Here is a 3,965-nt window from a genome sequence, read left to right as displayed (position 1 = left end):
GAGAGGGGGGGAGAGAGGGAGAGGGGGAGAATGGGGGAGAGGGGGAGAATGGGGGAGAGGGAGAGCAGATTGTGATTGTTGGGGGTGAGGGAATTGGACATCACAAAGCAGGTGGAGGAGCGGCAATCTATGATTACGCTATGCGGCTGCTGCGATCGAATCTGAGCAGAGAACTCGCACGGGGAGAAAAAATTACTGTCACCCTGATTTTGCCTTCAGGGCGGAAACTGGCCGCCCGCACTTCTAACGCAGCTTTCGGTGTGGTAGAAGGACTTTCGCTGCTGGGTACAACGGGCATTTCTCAACCGCTGAGCGCCCCCGGACAGTTGGAAGTTTATCGCGAACAACTGCAACAAAAAGCCGAACTGTTTGACACTTTAGTTTTCTGCATCGGCGAAAATGGCTTGGATTTGGCGCGACAACTGGGGATCGATCCGCAGCGGCTGGTGAAAACTGCTAACTGGCTGGGCCCGCTGCTGGTAGAGGCTGGATTTCAGGGCGTGCGATCGATTTTGCTGTTTGGCTATCACGGTAAACTGATGAAATTGGCGGCGGGGATTTTTCACACTCACCACCACCTCGCCGATGGGCGCAGGGAAATTCTCACAGCTTACTGTGCTAAAGCTGGAATGCCCGCCGATGCCTGTTCCGCGATTTTTTCAGCAGCGACGGCCGAAGAGGCTCTCGGGCAACTGCGGGCTTTGGATGGGGCAACTGGTAGCAATTGGGTCGATCGAATTTACGGTGAGATTAGCCGAGAAATAGACTTGCGATCGGCGGATTGCATTTTTACTCACACTAACCAGCGTATTCCCGTGGGATCGGTGATGTTTGGGCGCGATCGCAAAATTATTGTTAAAAGTGACATAGGAGATACATTTTTGACACAAATTTGTTAATGTAGTGTGAATATCCCGTAATTCTTTGTAAAAGATAGCTCAGGGATAATATTTAACAAGTAATAATTCTCAGTCCCTAGACCTTGATTATACTGGGTTGCGTCCTGAATAAATTTCTGATGCAATAGTTTAATTAATTAGGGTAAGGCTCGAAGTAAATATATGCTTGTCGCAGACCCTATTAATTGACTGACATCGCTGACAGCAATCTAGTATAAATCTTATTTATTCCTAGCGACTAAGGATAGCTCGCTTCCATCAATTTTGGACTCAAGCGGCGACCAATACCTCCGCTACATTCTGCCCAACTAGCAATTAGCAATTACGCAATCACCGTGACTACTCAAATAGAAACTGACTCTGACCTCACAAACTCTTCTCTGGGGCAAATAGACCGCCAAATGATCGTGATTCTCGACTTCGGTTCGCAATATTCCGAACTGATTGCTCGCCGCATTCGCGAAACTCAAGTATATTCAGAAGTTATTTCTTACCGCACTACTGCAGAACAGTTAAAAGCGATCGCACCTAAAGGAATTATTCTCTCAGGAGGGCCGAGTTCTGTATACGATGAAAGAGCTCCCCAATGCGACCCGGAAATTTGGAATTTGGGAATCCCTGTGCTGGGTGTTTGCTACGGGATGCAGTTGATGGTAAAGCAACTCGGCGGGACAGTTGAGCGGGCTAAGTTGGCGGAATACGGCAAGGCATCGCTATTTATTGACGATCCTACGGATTTGCTGACAAATGTCGAGGAGGGCAGCACGATGTGGATGAGCCACGGAGACTCCTGTAGCGAGTTGCCGTCGGGTTTTGAGATCCTCGCTCACACGGACAATACTCCGTCTGCTGCTGTGGCTAACCACGAGAAAAGTTTGTACGGCGTTCAGTTTCACCCAGAAGTGGTTCACTCGATCGGCGGACAAGCTTTGATTCGCAATTTTGTTTACCATATTTGCGAGTGCGAACCGACTTGGACGACAGCTACTTTTGTCGAAGAAACTATTCGCGAAATTCGTGCCAGGGTGGGAGATCAACGAGTTTTGTTGGCTCTATCCGGTGGGGTTGATTCTTCGACTTTGGCTTTCTTGCTGCACCAGGCGATCGGCGACCAACTTACCTGTATGTTTATCGACCAAGGGTTTATGCGGAAGCAGGAACCGGAACGGTTGGTGAAATTATTTCAAGAGCAATTCCACATTCCGGTGCAGTACGTTCAAGCTCGCAGTCGCTTTTTGGCTAAGCTTGAAGGTGTTACCGATCCTGAAGTAAAACGCAAGCGGATTGGTCACGAATTTATCAGTGTATTTGAAGAAGAATCGAAGCGTCTGGGCCCTTTTGATTACCTAGCCCAAGGTACTCTTTACCCGGATGTGATTGAATCTGCTGACACGAATGTAGACCCGAAAAGCGGCGAACGAGTTGCTGTTAAAATTAAAAGTCACCACAATGTGGGCGGGTTGCCTAAAGATTTGTGCTTTAAGTTGATCGAACCGCTGCGAAAGTTGTTCAAGGATGAGGTGCGAAAAGTCGGCCGGTCGATCGGGCTTCCCGAAGAAATCGTCAACCGACAACCTTTCCCCGGCCCGGGATTGGCGATTCGGATTATAGGAGAAGTTACCGCAGAGAGACTAAATATTTTGCGAGATGCTGACTTCATAGTTCGCCAAGAAATTAACCGCCACGGATTGTACGGCGAACTTTGGCAAGCTTTTGCAGTTTTGCTACCGATTCGCAGTGTAGGGGTGATGGGCGATCAGCGCACCTATGCTTACCCGATCGTTCTGCGATTTATCACAAGTGAAGACGGGATGACGGCTGATTGGGCGCGGGTTCCTTACGATTTGTTGGAACTGATCTCGAATCGGATTGTGAATGAGGTTAAGGGGGTGAACCGGGTGGTTTACGATATTACTTCTAAGCCGCCTGGTACGATCGAGTGGGAGTGATACTATTTTCGATTTTCGATTTTTGATTTTCGATTTGGATAGATGCCGTGTGTAAGTCCTGTGTTAATTACAGGACTTACACAGAAAATTTATCTCTCAACTGCGTCGCCCCGAACAAAGTTGAAGGGTCAACTGTCAACTGTCAACTGTGTTGCATATGGTGACTACTCCTCTATTATTAAATGCACCCCGAGCGATCGGCGAAAAACGGGTAATTTTCCACAACTTGAATTGGCAAGCCTATCAGCAAATTGTCCGTGCAATTGGCGAGAGTCGCTCTGCCCATTTTACCTACGATCGCGGCACTTTAGAAATTACGATGCCTTTAGAAGAACATGAATTTTACCGAGAATTGATCGGACGTTTTATTTATTTCTTAGTCGCTGAACTCGGTTTAAAAATTAAAACGATGGGTTCGACAACGCTCGATCGGGAAGATTTGGATCGGGGTGCAGAACCGGATAATGCTTACTACATCCAGAACCAACCGCTAGTGGCAGGAAAAACGGTAAATTTGCAGCAAGATCCGCCACCAGATTTAGTAGTAGAAATCGATATTACGCACACAGATATCAAGAAACTGGAACTTTATGCCAGTATGGGAGTTCCTGAATTTTGGCGTTTTAACGGGCGGGTTTGGCGCATCTATCAACTTCAAGGCGAAGAATATCAAGAAGTTGAAATTAGCCCGACTTTTCTCCAAGTTCCCAAAATAAAACTCTATGAATTTCTAGCCCAAGCGCAGGAAGATGAGGTTGGCGCAGAACAAACTTTACGGCAATGGATACGTCAAGAAAATGAACTAGATAGAACTTAGAACGAAGAGATACTTCAAACTCTGTTTAATTGCGATCGCTCGTTTCAGCATCCAGCAGCAATTCGCACTGTTGAAACACGTAATTGATAACGGCAAATAGTCGATCTAATTCTTGAATTGTATAAAACATTTGATTTCGAGTAAAAACATTAGATTTGAGTTTGCCAAACTGCCATACTTCCCCATTAGATACAATTCCAAATATTTCTTGCTCTGAATTTTCATTTATAGTCATTTCAAATAAGTATGAGACTATTTAAAAATGAGGTAAAATGAATAAAAATAGTGAAGCTGCTAGGA

The 3,965-nt window shown here is 46.2% G+C and carries 4 protein-coding genes; 3 read left to right on the top strand and 1 reads right to left on the bottom strand.

The genetic code is table 11. The annotated features are described in order from the left end of the window. The 3 genes from cbiD to QUA97_RS27950 form a co-directional block, all read left to right on the top strand. A partial coding sequence (gene cbiD / locus QUA97_RS27960; protein ID WP_333197562.1) for a cobalt-precorrin-5B (C(1))-methyltransferase CbiD occupies positions 1-899 on the top strand: 899 nt, incomplete at its 5' end. A gap of 335 nt (positions 900-1,234) precedes the next feature. Next, entirely contained in the window at positions 1,235-2,848 is a 1,614-nt protein-coding gene (guaA, locus tag QUA97_RS27955) for a glutamine-hydrolyzing GMP synthase (RefSeq protein ID WP_333197560.1), read from the top strand. Positions 2,849-3,005: 157 nt separating this feature from the next. After that, positions 3,006-3,665, top strand: coding sequence for a Uma2 family endonuclease (locus QUA97_RS27950; protein WP_194009595.1), 660 nt, complete (start codon positions 3,006-3,008; stop codon positions 3,663-3,665). Positions 3,666-3,690: 25 nt separating this feature from the next. Here QUA97_RS27950 and QUA97_RS27945 read toward each other — a convergent pair whose 3' ends face one another. Then, positions 3,691-3,900 (bottom strand): hypothetical protein, encoded by a 210-nt coding sequence (locus QUA97_RS27945; RefSeq protein ID WP_333197556.1) that lies wholly within the window; start codon positions 3,898-3,900, stop codon positions 3,691-3,693. Positions 3,901-3,965 lie beyond the last annotated feature (65 nt).

Origin of the sequence: Microcoleus sp. CZ3-B2, assembly GCF_036705055.1 — a bacterium.
GTDB lineage: Bacteria > Cyanobacteriota > Cyanobacteriia > Cyanobacteriales > Microcoleaceae > Microcoleus.
This window is presented reverse-complemented; position numbering and strand designations above follow the sequence as displayed.